The organism is Echinimonas agarilytica (assembly GCF_023703465.1).
Lineage (GTDB): Bacteria > Pseudomonadota > Gammaproteobacteria > Enterobacterales > Neiellaceae > Echinimonas > Echinimonas agarilytica.
The window spans coordinates 88,533-105,124 of sequence record NZ_JAMQGP010000004.1 but is presented as its reverse complement, the minus strand read 5'-3'; the positions used below and the strand labels follow the sequence as shown (position 1 = coordinate 105,124).

15 protein-coding genes are annotated in these 16,592 nt (G+C 45.9%); 12 read left to right on the top strand and 3 right to left on the bottom strand.

From position 1 onward, the window contains the following. Window positions 1-49 precede the first annotated feature (49 nt). Complete coding sequence (locus NAF29_RS10525; protein WP_251261523.1) at window positions 50-2,389, bottom strand: esterase-like activity of phytase family protein; 2,340 nt, start codon at window positions 2,387-2,389, stop codon at window positions 50-52. A gap of 246 nt (window positions 2,390-2,635) precedes the next feature. Beyond that, window positions 2,636-4,291 carry an alkaline phosphatase family protein gene (locus tag NAF29_RS10520; RefSeq protein ID WP_251261522.1) on the bottom strand — a complete coding sequence of 552 codons (1,656 nt, stop codon included), beginning with the start codon at window positions 4,289-4,291 and terminating at the stop codon, window positions 2,636-2,638. Window positions 4,292-4,905: 614 nt separating this feature from the next. Here NAF29_RS10520 and NAF29_RS10515 point away from each other — a divergent pair. From NAF29_RS10515 to NAF29_RS10495, 5 genes are all read left to right on the top strand, one after another. Beyond that, entirely contained in the window at window positions 4,906-5,595 is a 690-nt protein-coding gene (locus tag NAF29_RS10515) for a PEP-CTERM sorting domain-containing protein (RefSeq protein ID WP_251261521.1), read from the top strand. A gap of 458 nt (window positions 5,596-6,053) precedes the next feature. Then, complete coding sequence (locus NAF29_RS10510) at window positions 6,054-6,251, top strand: hypothetical protein (RefSeq protein WP_251261520.1); 198 nt, start codon at window positions 6,054-6,056, stop codon at window positions 6,249-6,251. 263 nt (window positions 6,252-6,514) lie between these two features. Beyond that, complete coding sequence (locus tag NAF29_RS10505; protein ID WP_251261519.1) at window positions 6,515-7,246, top strand: SDR family oxidoreductase; 732 nt, start codon at window positions 6,515-6,517, stop codon at window positions 7,244-7,246. A gap of 160 nt (window positions 7,247-7,406) precedes the next feature. Further along, a complete protein-coding gene (locus NAF29_RS10500; protein WP_349665573.1) occupies window positions 7,407-7,598 on the top strand; it encodes a DUF2061 domain-containing protein in 192 nt (63 codons plus the stop codon). A 442-nt stretch (window positions 7,599-8,040) separates the two neighbouring features. Beyond that, window positions 8,041-8,385, top strand: a complete 345-nt coding sequence (locus NAF29_RS10495; RefSeq protein WP_251261518.1) for a HopJ type III effector protein — start codon at window positions 8,041-8,043, stop codon at window positions 8,383-8,385. Window positions 8,386-8,447: 62 nt separating this feature from the next. On the opposite strand, the gene trhO is transcribed toward NAF29_RS10495, so the two are convergent. Next, window positions 8,448-9,452, bottom strand: a complete 1,005-nt coding sequence (gene trhO, locus NAF29_RS10490) for an oxygen-dependent tRNA uridine(34) hydroxylase TrhO (RefSeq protein WP_251261517.1) — start codon at window positions 9,450-9,452, stop codon at window positions 8,448-8,450. Window positions 9,453-9,717: 265 nt separating this feature from the next. Here trhO and NAF29_RS10485 point away from each other — a divergent pair, with 265 nt between their 5' ends. From NAF29_RS10485 to NAF29_RS10455, 7 genes are all read left to right on the top strand, one after another. Next, a complete protein-coding gene (locus tag NAF29_RS10485) occupies window positions 9,718-10,143 on the top strand; it encodes an organic hydroperoxide resistance protein (RefSeq protein WP_251261516.1) in 426 nt (141 codons plus the stop codon). Window positions 10,144-10,439: 296 nt separating this feature from the next. Next, on the top strand, window positions 10,440-12,470 hold the full coding sequence (locus NAF29_RS10480) for an FAD-dependent oxidoreductase (protein ID WP_251261515.1): 2,031 nt from the start codon (window positions 10,440-10,442) through the stop codon (window positions 12,468-12,470). Continuing rightward, on the top strand, window positions 12,470-13,807 hold the full coding sequence (locus NAF29_RS10475; RefSeq protein ID WP_251261514.1) for a cytochrome c3 family protein: 1,338 nt from the start codon (window positions 12,470-12,472) through the stop codon (window positions 13,805-13,807). The genes NAF29_RS10480 and NAF29_RS10475 overlap by 1 nt, the downstream gene beginning before the upstream one ends. A 53-nt stretch (window positions 13,808-13,860) precedes the next feature. Further along, window positions 13,861-14,436 (top strand): Tll0287-like domain-containing protein, encoded by a 576-nt coding sequence (locus tag NAF29_RS10470; RefSeq protein WP_251261513.1) that lies wholly within the window; start codon window positions 13,861-13,863, stop codon window positions 14,434-14,436. A gap of 65 nt (window positions 14,437-14,501) precedes the next feature. Then, complete coding sequence (locus tag NAF29_RS10465) at window positions 14,502-14,828, top strand: c-type cytochrome (protein WP_251261512.1); 327 nt, start codon at window positions 14,502-14,504, stop codon at window positions 14,826-14,828. Window positions 14,829-14,853: 25 nt separating this feature from the next. Continuing rightward, window positions 14,854-15,264 (top strand): group I truncated hemoglobin, encoded by a 411-nt coding sequence (locus NAF29_RS10460; RefSeq protein WP_251261511.1) that lies wholly within the window; start codon window positions 14,854-14,856, stop codon window positions 15,262-15,264. Beyond that, entirely contained in the window at window positions 15,248-16,312 is a 1,065-nt protein-coding gene (locus NAF29_RS10455; protein ID WP_251261510.1) for an FAD-binding oxidoreductase, read from the top strand. The genes NAF29_RS10460 and NAF29_RS10455 overlap by 17 nt, the downstream gene beginning before the upstream one ends. The last annotated feature ends 280 nt before the right edge of the window (window positions 16,313-16,592 follow it).

Here is a 16,592-nt window from a genome sequence, read left to right as displayed (position 1 = left end):
CGTTTTTAAAAGAGTAACAGTGCGCTCAGAGGCGCACTGTAAAAGTGGCTTAGTTTGCAGTGCTCACTTTCAACAACTGAGTCTCACCACTGTTATCTTTCACGCCATCGTTGTCATTCAAGATATACATCTCGCCGCTTGCGGTCACAGCCAAACCTTCAATTTTCTCAAAGGTCATTGCACCTGTCGCAGCAAGCGTGTCCATTAAATCAACTTCAAGTGTTTTGTTAATGGTGTCACCCGCTTCTACATCACTTAGGTCAATGGAGTAAATACGCTTGATAGCAGCGTCTGGACCGCCTTGGTTGTCACGTTCCAATACCAAGAATTGATCGTCGCCCATCGCTGTGATGTCGCTCAGTCCAACCCAGCCGCCATTTTGAGATTCCGCATCATCCAGTGGATAGAATACGTGGCTCGACTCTTTGCTTTCGATGTCATAAATGAAAATAACAGGGTGATCGTTGTCGCCCCAAGCGCGTTGAACAGCGGCGTACAATTTGCCGTTGTGCTCGGTAATGCCTTCGAGTCCAAATCGAACCTGCATCGCGTTAAGCTCTGCACCTAATGTCACGACGTCTTGGATTGCTCCGGTTGGGCTTACTTTGAAGATGAAGTTTAAGCTGTTCAATGGGCGATCTTCATCACCGATTGTGCCTGCACCTTCAGACGCAACCCAGAAACCGCCATCAGAGGCAACTGCGATGCCTTCAGGGTCAATGTTAATGGTTTTGTCTGAATTGATGAGTGCTGCTAAATCTGCTGAATCGAATGTTTCAATGCGTGCAGCGTCATCGTCATCCAAAGCGGCATCAACGGCAGTGGCCGCGATGCTGGCTAGGACGTTGTCGCTATCGGTAATTTTCATTGATGCGGTAATTGTTGCCGGTGTTTGCGACACATCAATAGTGAAAATGCGGTTTTGCTGATAGTAGCTGTCATTCACTGTGTAGAGAATGTTGGCATCAGTTGGGTGTGCCGCAAGTCCAGACAATGCACTCCATGCGATGGGCAAACCGTCTACATCAGCAGACTGAAGAGTAGGGTATGACGCGGCTTGTTCGCTGAGTTGATAAATATTCAAAGCAGAACGTAATTTATCACCGCGCTCGTCTACTTCACTTGCTGCAATCAAAAGATCACGTGAAGGAATGGCCAAAACGCCCTCTGGGCCTGCCGCTGTCGGCAAAATTTGCTTGAGCTCTGGCATTTCAGGGTTTTCAACGTCGTACACGAAAATCAAGCTTGAGCGCTCAGAGTTTACAAACAAATACTCGTCATCACCGAACATGGCATATTCAGCATTCTCAGGTTCGTTCCCTTTATTGCCTGAACGCGCATCGGGGTAATGGCCGAGCTTAACCGCTAAGTGATCGAGCGTGTTCCCTGAAGAGTACACAACCGTGCCATCTTTATCGAAGATGGTGAAGCCACGGCTACCGCCATATAAATCGCCTTCATCGGCTGTGACAAAATGGTCATTAGAAATCCAAGTGACGCCGTCGGGCTCACGTGGCACATCAGACGCTGAAGATGTCAGAGAAATCAGTGCTGCATCTTCTTCTTCAGTATCGATGTTCACAAGGTCTACTGTGCCGGCAGAGAAGTGGTTCATCACTTCGCCAGAAGCTAAATCTACCACCACAATATGATTGTTTTCTTGCAAAGTGATCACGGCCATATCGTCGTCATTGATGTCGACATATTCAGGCTCTGGATCAGAAGGGAATAAAGTGGCTAGGCCTGTCATATCAACATTGCGACGAGTCCAGTCTGCTGGGTCTGACAATGCTGTATCAATGATAATGAACCCGCCTGCTGGCAATTGAACAGGTGCGCCGTCGGTAGGTTCAAAATCTTCGTCACGTTCGTTTTCAATCACAACCGCAACATAATCACCGCTTGGGCTTGCTGCAATTGAGTCAGGCTGGCCGCCTAGGTCCATGCGGGCCACTTCGCTACGAGTGGCAATATCAACCACAATTAATGCACCGCTGACGTTAACATAGTCTTCAGAAGTGTTGATGGCTACAAGAGCGTAGTCGTTGAGAACAGTAACAGATGTTGGCTCACCACCGAGCGCTAATTCGGCGATCGGCATTGGTGATGAAGGATCAGAAATGTCGACAAAACCTAATGATTCGTTCGGGCTATTTGAATAAATGAGCGTATTGCCGTCGACGCTTGCTGCAACGATTTCTGCCGCAGTTTCGTCATCAACATGACAGTTGTCGTCGAGTTGAAGGCAGACAGGAAAGGTTGCAATGCGATTGAAGTTTTGTGCTTCTGCATTTGAACTATCGTTGTCATTATCGCTGTTACAAGCGGTGAGGCCGATAGTGAGCGACATTGCGATAGTCATAGCCAACGCATTCTTTTGGAAAGTCATCTGTAAGTCCCTTGAAGATCATTAATTCTTAATATGAGGCCTACTTTGTAAACACTTCTTGTTACATTTTATAAACATTTAGATTTCAGTTTTTTGACTTAAAGATGACAGGTTGAAGGAGTGGTTTAGTTTTCGAATGGCTAAAATGAAGTTTGGAAAGAAGTATTTAGGAGATAGTGAGCGGAGTTTTGTTGGTGTATGTGATGAGGCGCTCAACTGAATGATTGAGCGCCTGCTGTCATTGGATTATTGAATGTTTTTCGATGCTTTTCCGGTAAGGTCAGCAGCGTGGTTCATAACGTGAAAGATCACATTTTGTTCAATTGTTCCGCTCACAAGGTGCGATCCAGGGCCAGAAGCGTATACAGCCACATCTTCGCCGCCGTGGGTTTCTGAGCCAAGTGGAACCAGCGCTTCTTGGTGGTAGCCACTGTGTGTGGTGTCGATGTCTGAAATGTCATGGCGTCCGGCATCGATGGGCTTGCCATAGCGCACATCGGCGTTGGTGTTATTTTCCAGCGACGCATGCCCACGGCCTGTTGCATAACCAAGCGTGGTGTAGGGCATTCCATCATCGGCCTTCGTGGGCTCTGACTTAGGTTCTCCGTGATCGTCGTTACCGACTACTTTTCCAAGAATTGGGTTACCGCGAGTGGGATAGCCCGCCATAGTAAATACATGACTGTGGTCAGCGGTGACAATAATTAAGGTTTCTTCGGGGTTGGTTTTTTCCAGCGCTTTTTGAACCGCAGATGATAGTTCAACGGCATCGGTCAGGGCATTGTAGGCGTTGCCTGCGTGATGCCCGTGGTCAATCCGCCCGGCCTCAACCATGAGGAAAAACCCCTCATTATTGCGTTGTAATAAATCAATCGCAGTGTCGGTCATTTCAGTTAACGTGGGCTCGCCTGACTTGTCTTCAAGTCGATTGGCTGAATAACGCATATGCGATGCATTAAATAAGCCTAAGACAGGCGCATCGTTGTTGATTGAGAGGGCATCGAAACCGGCTTGATCCATCACGTATTGGCCGCCTTGTTGTTGCCATTCTTCAATTAAGTTACGGCCGTCTTTCCGGCGACCTTCACCCGCTTTTTCAGAAAAACCGGCTATCGACGCTGGGTCGTCACCAAAAAATGCTCGGCGTCCTCCACCAAAGGCCACATCAATACCTGAAACGATAGGAAGGGGGTTGCCGTCGTTAATGCGTTGTTCTAAGTTGGGTTTAAAATCAATGAGCTGGCTGGCAATATCTTTACAACCAAGCTGTGCTTCGCCGTTCTTCAAATCTCCATCGCTTTCCCAGTCGCGCTCTACAGACTTTGCGTATGTTGCTGCAGGCGTTGCATGAGTGAGTCTTGCAGTGCTTACAATCCCCGTTGATTTTCCAGCTAGCTCGGCTAGCTCTAACGCGCTGAAGAGTGCTTCGCCATTGTTGAGGTAGTCTTGGCAGTCGGCTCTGCGCGAAGCTTGGCTCACGCCGATGAATCCAGCTTTGGTTTTAACACCCGACATCATGGCCGTCATGGTGCCCGCTGAATCTGGGGTTTGTTGGTTGGTGTTGTAGGTTTTCACCAAACCTGAAAACGGCAGTTGCTCAAAACTTAATTGATACTCTTCACCGGTTTGACCTTGTTGTTGGCCGGCTAAAATTCGCGCTGCAGTAATGGTTGAAATGCCCATGCCGTCACCAACAAAGAGAATGACGTTTTTAGCGGCTCCCTTTTTGTTGTTGATGGTTTTTTGCGTGCCTAGTGCAATGGAAGCTTCGCCATCGGCGAACCATTGATTTGCGAGTTGTCCCTGCGGAGATGCATCTAATGATGCAGGGGCTGTTGCGCTACAAGCGCCTAAGAATAGGGTCAGACTGCATGCAATGAGGGTCGTTGAAAAGTTATTCATTACTCGTTAGCTCTCGGTTTAGGCATTCACTATGAATGAGTCTCGATGAAGTTATGTTGTAAGAGTAAACAACGTGTTACGAGAGTGTCGCTATAGAAGGCTTGAAGGTCAAATGAAGTTTCATTTTCACTCGGAGCTGCCTGTAAAAATGAGCCAGCAATTGGACTCATCATGACCGGTAGTAAAGTTTGACACATGTCAAAAAAATGGCATGTCATTATTCTTTACAGTGGTTGGTAATGAATCAGTTTATACAGTGTAAAAAAATAAACTTCTCTGCAAAGCTAGTATTCATAGGAGGTGTGGCGATTTATTCAATTCTTAAGGTTAACTAAACAGTCGTCTTAGAGTGTGAGCAAATACTCTAGGTGATTAATTTGCGAACAGTTCATTGTGGCTATATTTTACAGCTTTTGAGTTTTCAGCTTCTAAAATTCTAAATGCAGGCTCTGATTTTTATTTTATTGTTTATAATCAAGCGATTAGGGTTTTTGGCCTGTGGTTTGCATTAGCTGGGTCAGACGAATCCGTTGTTGTAAAAATTAAACGGAAATCACCGACTTAGTAGTTAACATATATTTGGTTCATCAAACGAGCCATGGAGTAATAGTTAGATGTTTAAGAAATGCATAGCAGCTTTGGCTTTGGTCGCAACAAGTTTGACCGCGCAAGCAGACATGATTGGTGGTGTTGAATACACGCCGGGTCCTTTCACTACCGTGACAGGTGCCATTGAACAAAAATTGAACCCTGTAACAGGCGAATTTACTGTAACGGGTTCTTTGAACACGGCTACTGGGCCATTTACCTGTGCTAGCTGTGAACTGACGTTTGTCATGGGCGGATACACCCTTGCAGCTCCACCAATTGATGGCATCTTCTCTGATACATACATCTACACTGGCGGAACAATTGATATTTATGTTCAACAAGCCGGTTCTACTGATAAGGACTTATGGTTAGCGCTTGAAGGTCATGACGTAGACCAAGGTTTTGGTGACTACTCATTTATTGGTAACGTCAATGGTTTCAGTGGCAGCATCACCAGCTTAACAGGCACGGGATACTTGGACGTAGTTGGCGGTATTGCAGCAGATAACTTTGATACTAACGTAGGCATTGACGGATCTGACATTGCATTCAACGGCTCATTCGGTTCACCTTTGTATGACAGCCAAGGCAACTTGATTGCAACGGGTTCAGGTGACTTCCACGGAGCGACTATTCCTGAACCTGCCGCAGTTGCATTGTTCGGTTTAGGCTTGTTGGGTTGTGCTGCTATGGCGCGCCGTCGCAAAGCATAAGCTTACCAAAATTTTAAAAAGCCGCCTTTAGGGCGGCTTTTTTGTGCCTGAATGTTGATGATGCTCAAAGCTCATTGAGCGAGCTTTGTGGGCGTATTGATAGACATGAATGCCTAATCATGCAGTTGTTAAACTATGTATTCAATCAGGGGGAATTTGGGTGGCATTAATAGCGCTCTAAATCAGTCTGTTGCCCCTGACTCTTTGCATGAAGGGGAGCACATAAAGGCAACATTTATGCGCTGAAAGTGCATGTCTATTCGCGTTTTCGTGTGATGTTATTTTTACAAATAAAATCATGACCTTGTTGGTTCTATTTTTCGGCTCGAAAAGTGATTCTTACCCATTCTCGTTCAGCTCTGGTTCAGTTAAATTTAGGTAAACTAATACCGTCTTAAGAGACAGCCAAAACGCGCTTTTTAGAGCACATTAACCAATGTTGTAAGAGGGTATTCATCATGTTGAAAAAGATATCTCAATGGCTTAAAACTCAAATTAAAGTTTTTCTCGAACCGCCTAAAGTACCTCGCATCAAACACAACTTTCAATACGACATGAAGCGTTCAGTGAGCGAGCGTGAAAAGAACATGAGCTTGGGCACGTACACAGAGCTGCAAAACAAATTACGGCGTCGCTTTAACCGCAAAGCTGCATGAGCTCTCGCGAGTCTTGTTCCCACTAGCACTTAGCCTCTAATTAAAACCTAGGGGCTTTGACTTCGTTCTCTCTATTATCCTCTTTGTATCTTGCCTCACAGCTTTCACACTAAAACCATGAAGTATGATTTAGCCCATTCCAAATTTTCTTCACTTGCTTCTTCTGTTTGTTTTGTTTCATGGTATTGTTATCGGTAACAGTTTAATTTTGTCGAAGTAATTTAGCATGCCCCGTTTGTTAGCTAGGGCTTAAGGAAACTCTCATGGCTTCACATGATAAGCCACTAGTAGTCATCACCGGAGCAAATTCGGGTGTTGGTTTGCAAGTGACTCGAACCTTTTCAGCGCAAGGATACTCGCTATTGCTGGTGGACTTAAACATTGACGTGGTAAGCGAATTGGATTTGCCGAATGCCATGTGTCGCGCTTTGGATATCACTGATCTAGCTGCATTCAAACAAGCTGTTGATGATGCTGAAGCACAGTTTGGTACAGTTGATTGCTTAATTAACAACGCAGGCATTATGTATATGGATAAGGTCGACGAGCAAGATGCAATTCAATGGCAACGAATGTTCAACGTAAATGTTCTTGGCTTGATGAACGGTGTTGCGTCGGTCGTGACTAAAATGAAGGAAAAAGGCAAGGGCACCATTATAAATATGGGCTCTTTAGGTGGCATCAAATTAATTGAAAACCAAACCGTTTACTGCGGTACTAAGCATGCAGTGCATGGCATTAGTGAAGGGCTTCGGCAGGAATTAGCATTGAGCAACGTGCGTGTGACAACGATTGCGCCGGGCGCGATTGAGACCAACTTGCTGTCATTAACTGAAAAGCGTGAATTTGCCGACGGCCAAGACAATTGGGCCCAAGAAATCGGTGGCATACTGGTACCCGAAGACATTGCTAACACGATGTTGTTTGTGTATCAGCAGCCGCAGCATGTGTGTCTACGTGAAATTGTTTTAGCGCCTACTAAGCAAGTGGTTTAGCCCTTAATGCACGTTCCGGTGGGCTTTGTCGGTTAGGTGATCGAAGCGTCAGTTTACTTTTTATAAGTTTCTTAATAAAAATACTTTACATGATAATGAGAATTGTTATCATTAAGTCGTGAGTTAAGAGTCTTTAAGGAGACATAATATGAGAACTGGCATTAAAACCCTAACTTTTGCGATCACTCACTTCAGTGTCGCATTTACCATTGCTTGGTTACTCACTGGGAGTCTATTAATTGGTGGTCTCATCGCTTTGGTCGAGCCTGCGGTCAACACTGTGGCATATGTGATTCATGAGCGAATTTGGGAAGGAATTCCAAGAAAAGAGCCCAGTATGGTTCTGCCTTAATTGACAGGTTGTGTGATCGATTACGTTAAATTTGTGAGCATATGCAAGGTTAGTTGTAGCTGTTTATACACAAACGTAAATCTAGGTAAATTCAGTTTTATATCGCCAACTCTCGGTTAGTATTCGTCTTAAGAGCTAGAACGATTGAGATGATCGGGAATGGTTCTTCAGAAGGCGCTGTACCAATGAGCAGCGTCCTTCGACATTTTTGGCAGTTTGACTCACACCAAACAGTGGTGCGTTGATTACAAAAAATTTGTTGTTCCTACACCAACACTTTTTCATCCCCTCATTGCTTGTAATCAACGCTTTTTTTACATGCTATTAACTGTCCAATATCAATCAATAAACGGATCAAGATCGAGTTAACACTCGTGATTAAAGAGTTTTGACTTTGCTGTGTTAAGCGGCATTATCTAACGTCGTTCTTTAGGGGAATACTATGATTTCAATCGATGCTCTTATTCACTCTACATCTGAGTCTCCAGATTCCATTGATTTTGCCACGACCTTGGCTGTGATTGACGGCAACTATACGTTTACGCCAACAGCGTTCAAAAATGGTAATGCCGATAACAAAGCGGGTGAAAACTCCGGTTCATGCAAGCTATTTGCATTTGCTGAGATGTTTCAACTGACTGCGGATCAAACGCTGGCACTGTTTGGCGAACATTACCGATCGGTCCGCGATACACCTGACGGTACAGATCATCAAAACATTCGGAATTTTATCGCTCAAGGTTGGGAAGGGATTGAATTTTTGGGAGAGGCATTAAGCGCTCGATAGCTTTGAATCATTTAGATGAAAAGGCAATGCATGCAGCATTGCCTTTTTTGTGTGAATAGGCTTTAAGACTTCGATTTGTTTTGTCTGAGAGAAGCTTGACGGGCGGCCTCTTTGCGTTGTTTTTTCTCAGTTTGCTTCTGCTTCAAAAGTTCGGTTGCATCTTTGCCGATATGGTCTTCACCGCGCTGTTTAGCGAGTTGAACTTGACGCTCTCGTTCCAAGAAACGGCTACGCTGTTCATCGCTCATCTTGTCGTAGCAATGAGGGCACGATACGCCTTTAATATATTTTTCAGAAAGTTTTTCTTGCTCGGTAATCGGCAAACGACAGGCGTGGCATTGGTCGTAGTTTCCTTTCTTTAATTGATGATCAACAGCAACGCGATTATCAAACACAAAGCATTCACCCTGCCACTTGGTGTGTTCTTCTGGCACTTCTTCTAAATACTTTAAAATACCGCCTTCGAGGTGATACACCTCATCAAAGCCTTGCTCTTTCATATAGGCTGTTGATTTTTCGCAGCGGATGCCGCCAGTACAGAACATAGCGACTTTTTTGTGCTTTTTAGGATCGAGGTTATCGGCAACGTATTTTGGGAATTCTCGGAACGTTTCCGTATTTGGGTTGATGGCTCCCTCAAAAGTGCCAATTTGAACTTCGTAATCATTACGCGTATCAACCACAACCACATCGGGATCTGAAATCAATTCATTCCAGTCTTTGGGTTTGACGTAGGTGCCCACAACTTTGCGGGGGTCAATGCCTTCCACACCCATGGTGACAATCTCTTTTTTGAGCTTCACTTTGGTGCGATAGAATGGCATTTCATCATCAAAGCTTTCTTTGAAAGAAATCCCGGCAAGTCGGCCATCGAGCTCAAACCAAGCGAGTAGGGCATCAATGCCTTCTCGCGTGCCAGCTACAGTGCCATTGACCCCTTCCAGTGCAATTAACAAAGTACCGCGAACACCATTGTCTTCCATCACCTGCTGCAATGGCTGACGTAACTCTTCGAAATTTTCCAAGCGCACAAATTTATACATGGCGCATACGACTATCTTAGACATATTGACTACTCTTGTTGCCGCCCGAATCGTAAATCCGGAGCAAAAATTGGCCGACGATTATAGCGAAGTTGAAATCAAAATCATTCCTATTTTTCGTACGTGACGATGACCCAAATCGACATTCGAGACACTCAGGTACCTCCTTTAGGCTTAGGGAGAGTGCAGTGATTAGGGTTTGTGCAATGACCAGCGGTGCGATATTGTTTTTCGCTCTTGTCACGAGTGACGTTTATCTTGAGACGTTTAACCCAAAAGGAAATTAAGTATGGAAATCATTTACACAGGTCAGGCTACTGCAACTGGCGGCCGTGAAGGCACGGCAACGTCTTCAGACAATAAACTCAACGTAAAGCTATCAACGCCAAAAGAGCTAGGTGGCGCAGGCGGAGAAGGCACGAATCCCGAGCAAATGTTTGCTGCGGGTTATTCAGCTTGCTTTATTGGTGCAATGCAATTTGTGGCAGGCCAAGAAAATATCGTACTGCCGACAGGGTTAAACATTACCGGTGTGGTGGGCATTGGTGCACTCACTGAAAAAGTTGGATTTGGGATTGATGTCGTGCTGAACATTTCACTGCCAGGAATGGACAACGCAGAAGCCCAAGCCCTGATTGCTAAAGCTCACGAGGTGTGCCCTTATTCAAATGCAACACGTGGCAATGTGAATGTCGAATTAGTACTTCAGTCATAGGCATTTAATCCATCGTTATTGAAAGCCCCAATTTGTTGGGGTTTTTTTATGCGCTACAGAGAAGTGTTAACTTGGTATTTAATAAAGCATTTAACAAAATATTAAAGATCTCTTTGCCCAAAAATAGGTCAAATGCCCAATTGTTGTATTTTTTATGCATTTATAGGGCGCAACCTAAGAATCTGCTATTTAGGGCGTAAGCCTTATGCCTTCTTGCTTACGGCGATTTTTACCAGAATTGGCATAATCGCTGCATTTACTCACTCATTGTGATCAAGTAGTCAGCGAGTAGGTTCATGTCAGAGGTCGTTTTACCTTCAAACGTGTGCAATGACGATTCAGCAAATTCAGTTGGGATCTATGACCCGATTGAAGCGGCTAAAAGTCGACGCGTTTTGGTGATTGGAAGTGGCCCCGCAGGTGTGCGTTTTGCACATGAATTATTGAAAAGAGAACCTAACGCGCAGGTCACTTTATTCGGAAATGAGCCTTACGCGCCTTACAACCGAGTGTTGCTCTCTGCTCTTTTAGCAGGCGATGCGACATATCATGATATTCAAACAGCTCTGCCAGATGAAGAAACGTACAAGAAATTTCGTATTCTCACCGCCACAATTACCCACGTTGCGCCCAGTGAAAAACGAATCACTGATAATTTAGGTCAGGGGTATGAGTACGACCAGCTTGTGATTGCAACCGGCTCTAGGCCGCATGTACCGAACATTCCTGGCGTTAAGCAGCAGGGCGTTTACACCTTTCGAAATTTAAAAGATACCGAGTCACTCTCGGCACGAATCTCAAGAGCGCGCCATGTGGTTGTGGTGGGCGGTGGCTTACTTGGGCTTGAAGCAGCCCGAGGAATGCTCAAATTCAATACTAAAGTCACTCTTATTCAGCAAGCCTCTCGTCTGATGAATCGACAGCTCGATGAGCCATCGGCAAAACTACTCCGAGATAAAGTCGAAGCGCTCGGCATTGAGGTGGTCACCGAGTCTGGCGTGCGTGTTATTGAAGGCCGCGACAATCGAGTGACCGGTGTTGTCATGAGAAATGGCGACACTCTCGAGTGTGACACGGTTTTATTGTGCACAGGAATCTCTCCCAATGTTGATTTAGGGCTGCAAGCCAATATTCGAGTGGCACGCGCCATTGTTGTGGACGATCAGCTGCAAACCTCACGCAAAGACATCTATGCCATTGGTGAGTGTTGTGAACATAACGGCTTCACCTATGGTCTCGTCAGCCCCGGGTTTGAACAGGCTGCAATTGCTGCTGATGTGATCACTGGCGGACAAGCCCGTTATCAAGGCTCTTTGGAAGTGAGCCGATTGAAAGTGGTAGGCGAGCAAGTTTGCAGCATGGGAGAAGTCGCAGATTTGCCATCGCGGCCCTATCAGAGTGTTGTCACTTATCACAATAAATCAAATGGTATTTATCGCAAATTAGTGATTTACAAAGGCCGCTTAATTGGAGCTGTGGGATTGGGCGAATGGCCCGAAGCTCGACGTATTCAAGAGGCATTTAAGCAGCAGCGTTCGTTTTCATTCATGCAATTAATGTGGTTCCGCTTAGGCGGCAAACTTTGGTCTGAAAGCGATACCGATAATGTTCAAGCATGGCCTCAAAGCGCAATTGTATGCCAGTGCAACAATATCAGTCAGGGCGAATTAGTGGCGGCTGTGGAGCAAGGTGCAACATCGGTGGAAAGCCTTCAACTGACGACCAATGCGGGCACCGTATGTGGTTCGTGCAAACCTTTATTAGCCCAACTCACAGGCAGCCATGCAGAGCCTCAAAAAGAAAAGGGCTGGTTGCCCATGGCATTGATGAGTGTCTTGGCCGTTATGTTTGCCAGTTTGATGCTATTCATTCCGGGCTTATCCGTTTCAGATTCAGTTCAGCAGCAACCTTGGTTTGAAGACATTTGGAACGACAAATTTTGGAAGCAAGTCACTGGATTTACATTGCTTGGTTTGTCAGTCATTGGGCTACTGATGTCGCTTCGCAAGCGCATGGGGTGGACCCAAATGGGGCAGTTTAGCTATTGGCGTTTGTTGCATGGCGTCTTAGGAGCAACGTGCGCAGGCATGTTGTTGGTGCACACGGGGTTTCATCTTGGAGACAATTTAAATCGTTGGTTAATGGTGGATTTTCTCGCTGTTTTAGGTTGCGGAGCGCTTGCCGGAATCGTGGTCGCGAATAGTCATAAGTTTTCACCCGCAAAAGCTATTTCAATGCGTAAGTTTTGGTCGTGGATCCATACGCTGGTGGCGTGGCCTCTGCCAATTTTGTTGAGCATTCATATTTTAACGGTGTATTACTTCTGATGACGTTTAAGAAATTAATTTGGCCTTTGTGGATTTTGCTCACCGTTGCGATAGGCGGGTATTACGGCTACGTGCTTTTAGCGAGTGAAGATAAATCTGACTTGCTCATTGGGCAAGCAAGCCACGGTCACTTTCAAATTGAACTTGCTTGCGACAGTTGCCATACCGATGCCTTTGGTGGTGAAGAAGTACTTCAAGATGCGTGCGTAAATTGCCATGCCGAAGAGCTTGAAGATGCGCACGACTCTCATCCGAAAAAGAAATTTATCGATCCGCGTGAAGCTTATCGCCTCGAAATTATCGATGCGCGCTATTGCGTCAGCTGTCACACCGAACACCAAGCCGAACAAACACGCGAGATGGGCGTAACACTGCCTGATGATTATTGTTGGCATTGCCATAAAGAAGTGGGTGATGAACGTGAAAGCCATAAAGACTTAGCGTTTGATAGCTGCGCCAGTGCCGGTTGTCATAACTTCCATGATAACCGCGCCTTGTTTGAAAGCTTCCTGACCGACAATGCCAATAAATCGTGGTTGACTGATTTACCTCAGGTTGCATTACGAAACCATGCCTCTTTGAAAGCCAACCGAGATGTTGCGATTAAACCTCAGCAAGAAGCGGTGAAAATGGCCGAGCACCCAGATGTGGTTGAACATTGGCAAGGCACCGCACACGCCAATGCGGGCATTAGTTGCACCGGTTGCCATGCTGGGAATGAGGAGTCTGAATGGATTGAAAAACCTGGCATTGAATCATGTGCGTCTTGCCACGAACAAGAATTTGATGGCTGGAGTTCAGGCAAGCACGGTATGCGCTTGTCGAATAAAGTGGCGGCAGAGCTTTCGCCAATGTCGGCGAGTCAATCGTCATCTGACTTAACCTTCGATCCGCTAAATGCGCATGTTGAGCAAGGTTGCAACAGTTGCCATAAACCCCATGAATATGACACCCAATTTGCATCGGTTGATGCTTGTTTAACGTGCCACCAAGACGACCATTCAACCGCATTTAAGCAGTCTCCTCATGGCGAATTGTGGCTTCAAAGCGCGCAGGCTGAACTGCCAGTAGAGCAGGCGGTCACGTGCGCCACATGTCACTTGCCTCGAGTATCTAAAAAGCAACGCGGCGAAGTGATTACTCATGTTGAACATAATCAAAATTACTACTTAAGACCAAATGAAAAAATGATTCGTCCGGTGTGCATGCAATGTCACTCGTTGGAGTTTTCCATTGATGCACTCGCGGATCCAAATTTAATCAGAAATAACTTTTCTGGTAAGCCTGGCCGGCACATTGAATCCATCGATTGGGCACTGAAACGACAAAAAAAATAGCAGTTGCTCCAATGGATAAAACTCAAAAAAATGTAACTTCAAAGGGCAGAGAGATGATGAAAAAAGTAATTGCAGTATCCGCATTGGCAGCAGCTGCAGCGGCAACGCTGGTTGGCTGTGGAGAAGAAAAAGCCGCAGGTATCGAACCTAAGATCTATACCGATTCGTTGTTTGCAGTCATGAAAGCTGACCGTACCAACTACACCAAGCTTATTATCAAGCGCTTAGGTCCAGCTGGTGCCGGTGCTATTAAGCCTGATGAGCACTGGAAAGAGTACGACAATGGCGCATTATTGCCTGCACAAATGTTCCGTGCTGGTGCCGAAGCCGTCTCTGAAATGACAGATGACTTCACTTACTCTCTACAATCTATCTGGCCAATCAACAGTCAAAATGCACCGAAGAGCCCAGTGGAAAAAGAAGGACTTGAGTACATTGCAGCGAATCCTGGCGAAAACTTCTACGGTACCGAGCAACTCGGTGACGTGACGTATTTCACGGCTGTTTACCCCGATGTTGCGGTATCAGATGCATGCACAATCTGCCACAACGAACACAAAGACTCACCTCGCACCGATTTTAAAGTGGGTGAAGTGATGGGGGGTGTTGTGATCCGCGTTCCGATGTAACGAATGCACTCCCCCTGTAACAAAGCCGCTGAGCATCAAGGCTCAGCGGTCAGTTGAGGTTCATTATGAAGCTTAGACTATTGACTAAATCGATCATTGTGAGCGCATTTACACTGTGGCTTTGTGCGTGTTCAGAAGAGCCGCCAGAGCCGTCGCAAGGCGAGTTAATCGTCAAAGGGACATGCAAAGTGTGTCATGCACAAGGCATTAATGGCGCTCCCATTATTGGCAATAAAAAGATGTGGGGGCCCCGGCTGGGGCAGGGTATTCCAGTATTGGTTGAACATGCCAGTAACGGCTATGGCCTGATGCCCGCGAAAGGCGGCAATGACGCTCTCACTAAAGAAGAAATAACCGCGGCTGTGGAATACATGGTGTCGCAGGTCCAGTAAAAATAGAATTCATTAGGAGCAAGTTATGTTTGGATTATTTAAGAAAAAAGAACCGCAAGCGGCCACCGTAGAAGAAAAAGCGATGACCGTATTCGATAAGCTTGGTGGCGCTGCTGCGATTGACGCTGCTGTTGATATTTTCTATCGCAAAGTGTTAGCCGATGACCGCATTAGTCACTTCTTCGATACGATTGACATGCAAGCACAGCACGTGAAACAAAAAGCATTTTTAACCATGGCTTTTGGTGGCCCGAATAACTATTCAGGCAAAGACATGCGCGAAGCTCACAAGCACATGAATCTCACGGAAGAACACTTTACTGCAGTAGCAGAAAGTCTTGTTGGAACTTTGCAAGAGCTGGGTGTGGGCCAAGAAGATATTGATAGTGTGGTGACGATTGCAGTAAGCGTTAAAGACGATGTTCTCAATAAGTAAACTGTTTAAGCGCAAACCCAAGCCGCCCAAAGCCAAAATACTTTCCTTTGATGGTCAATCCATACCTCTGGAGGAAAATCAATTGGTACTGGATGCCTTGCTTGATGCTGGGCATTCAGTGCGACATGGGTGCCGCGCCGGAGCTTGCCAGTCATGTTTGATGACGTGCAGCGAAGGCTCAATTCCATCTGCCGCACAGGTTGGGCTTAATGCAGCGCAAAAAGAACTCAATCAATTTTTGAGTTGCAGCTGCATTCCATCTGAATCTATGACCATCGAGAGTGCGGCTCAGGCGCTGCCGCAAACAGTGGCGGAAGTGGTTGAAATATCCAAGATGAATGAGCAAGTTGTCCGTGTTCGGCTCAATGCTCAATTGCCCTATAAAAGCGGACAATTCGTTAATGTGTTCAAAAATGGCGCGGTAAGCCGCAGCTACTCATTGGCGAGCACGCCTCAAATTGATGACTTTATTGAGCTTCACATTAAGCGAATTGAAGGCGGAAAGTTTAGCCAATGGGCTTATGATGAAATGCAGATCGGTGTGCCGTTATCTGTAGAAGGGCCAATCGGAGCTTGTTTTTACACAGCCGACTCGCCTGAACAGCCGCTATTGCTCGCGGGCATGGGCACAGGTCTTGCGCCGCTTTATGGCATCGTTAGAGATGCTCTTATGAATCATGAGCATCTTGCGCCCATTCATTTGTTCGTTGGCGCGAAAGATGCCAAACAGTTGTATTTAATGGATGAATTGAAAGCGCTTGTCACCCAATACCCGCAGCTGCATGTGCATTATGTGGTACAACAAGGCGCATACGAATGGCTGAATACAACGCACGCAGATTCGGCTTTTAGTGAGATCGACCGTTACCAGCTCAACGAAGGTGACATCTACCAGTACAGCAAAAATCTATTGCCGGACTGCAAAGGCTACCGCGTATTCCTCTGTGGTGCAGATAGCTTCGTTCGCAAAATGAAAAAGCAATGTTTTCTCGCGGGAGCTGCCATGTCCGAAATCTCAGCCGATACATTTCTTCCCTCCGGCCATTAAAAATTAGGGCAGAGCAAGATTTAAAGACGAATCCTCTGTCCGTTTCTCAATGTGGTCTATTGCCACGTGACATCGGTGAAGCGTTCGGGAATTGGCGTGAGCATTGCTCTTGGCGTTGTCGCCCCCCTTTATCCATTGTTTTGAAGTAATGCACAATTAGACGATCGCGGTAGGCGCAGGGTTGAGATAGATAAGTTGAGGGTAATCATTTTTATATCAATATGTTGGGTTGTTTTGTCTATTCAGCTCGAAAACCGTGCTAAGCCATATTAAAGCTGCT

Excerpts from the sequence above, each read along its gene's own strand:
- NAF29_RS10525 (WP_251261523.1), bottom strand. The coding sequence starts at position 2,389 with ATGACTTTCCAAAAGAATGCGTTGGCTATGACTATCGCAATGTCGCTC.
- NAF29_RS10520 (WP_251261522.1), bottom strand. The coding sequence starts at position 4,291 with ATGAATAACTTTTCAACGACCCTCATTGCATGCAGTCTGACCCTATTC.
- NAF29_RS10515 (WP_251261521.1), top strand. The coding sequence starts at position 4,906 with ATGTTTAAGAAATGCATAGCAGCTTTGGCTTTGGTCGCAACAAGTTTG.
- NAF29_RS10510 (WP_251261520.1), top strand. The coding sequence starts at position 6,054 with ATGTTGAAAAAGATATCTCAATGGCTTAAAACTCAAATTAAAGTTTTT.
- NAF29_RS10505 (WP_251261519.1), top strand. The coding sequence starts at position 6,515 with ATGGCTTCACATGATAAGCCACTAGTAGTCATCACCGGAGCAAATTCG.
- NAF29_RS10495 (WP_251261518.1), top strand. The coding sequence starts at position 8,041 with ATGATTTCAATCGATGCTCTTATTCACTCTACATCTGAGTCTCCAGAT.
- trhO (WP_251261517.1), bottom strand. The coding sequence starts at position 9,452 with ATGTCTAAGATAGTCGTATGCGCCATGTATAAATTTGTGCGCTTGGAA.
- NAF29_RS10485 (WP_251261516.1), top strand. The coding sequence starts at position 9,718 with ATGGAAATCATTTACACAGGTCAGGCTACTGCAACTGGCGGCCGTGAA.
- NAF29_RS10480 (WP_251261515.1), top strand. The coding sequence starts at position 10,440 with ATGTCAGAGGTCGTTTTACCTTCAAACGTGTGCAATGACGATTCAGCA.
- NAF29_RS10475 (WP_251261514.1), top strand. The coding sequence starts at position 12,470 with ATGACGTTTAAGAAATTAATTTGGCCTTTGTGGATTTTGCTCACCGTT.
- NAF29_RS10470 (WP_251261513.1), top strand. The coding sequence starts at position 13,861 with ATGATGAAAAAAGTAATTGCAGTATCCGCATTGGCAGCAGCTGCAGCG.
- NAF29_RS10465 (WP_251261512.1), top strand. The coding sequence starts at position 14,502 with ATGAAGCTTAGACTATTGACTAAATCGATCATTGTGAGCGCATTTACA.
- NAF29_RS10460 (WP_251261511.1), top strand. The coding sequence starts at position 14,854 with ATGTTTGGATTATTTAAGAAAAAAGAACCGCAAGCGGCCACCGTAGAA.
- NAF29_RS10455 (WP_251261510.1), top strand. The coding sequence starts at position 15,248 with ATGTTCTCAATAAGTAAACTGTTTAAGCGCAAACCCAAGCCGCCCAAA.